Origin of the sequence: Bacillus daqingensis (genome assembly GCF_042654445.1) — a bacterium.
In the GTDB taxonomy this organism is placed as follows: Bacteria; Bacillota; Bacilli; order Bacillales; family Salisediminibacteriaceae; genus Alkalicoccus; species Alkalicoccus luteus.
This window is the reverse complement of the sequence record NZ_JBHSGK010000018.1, coordinates 1-744: the sequence shown is the minus strand read 5'-3', so window position 1 is coordinate 744 and position 744 is coordinate 1. Positions and strand designations below refer to the sequence as shown.

Genomic DNA, 744 nt, shown 5'->3' with positions numbered 1-744 from the left:
CTTGAATAAAGTCTACATCTCTCGCGTATTGAATAGTGCTATTTCCTGCATGATCAATCATGTAAACATAGTTAACCGTGTAAATTCCTTCTTCATCAAAATCATTTACATCATAAATTCCGGTCCATATATCTTCCTCACCTGAGAACCTCAAATCTAACGAGATAGTTCGGTTTCCACCGGGAGATTGGATGTTTAATCGGGCAATTCTTACTCCAGATAAATCATCTGAAATATTAGCTTGAAATTTCACTTCGTCCCCGATTGAAAATGGTCCATCACTTACTGATGCACTTTGAATCTCAGGTGGTGTCCCATCTGACTGTGAAGCAAATGCACTTTCTATCCCTGCAAAGTTACTAGCTAACAACAAAAAAATCAGCGACAGAATAAAAACTTTAGATTGCTTTACTTGTTTCATAAATCTCTCCTTTTAAGTATGTATTAAGGAACACTGATACCGTAAAAATGATGCATAATTATTACAACATAAGTCCTAATAGATAATTCAAGCGTATGCTATTTATGTAATAATATCAATATTTTTTTCAAATAATTACATATTATCCAACTCACCTTCCTGTTTCGATCACTTCTCTTAATGAATATATTCTTCACTTAAGCAATAGTTCACTCTCTACTTCTTGTCGAAAGTATCCAGCTATCTTTTAACAAGAGGGGGCTGTCCCATAAGTCGATATTATCGACGGAACAGCCCCTTCTTTATGTGTAGAAAACATTTAT

At 34.5% G+C, this 744-nt stretch carries 1 protein-coding gene; it reads right to left on the bottom strand.

What is annotated here, in order from left to right; genetic code table 11:
* Positions 1–421, bottom strand: a 421-nt coding sequence (locus ACFO4L_RS14575; protein WP_377910392.1) for a hypothetical protein, incomplete at its 3' end; no start/stop codon positions are given.
* Positions 422–744 lie beyond the last annotated feature (323 nt).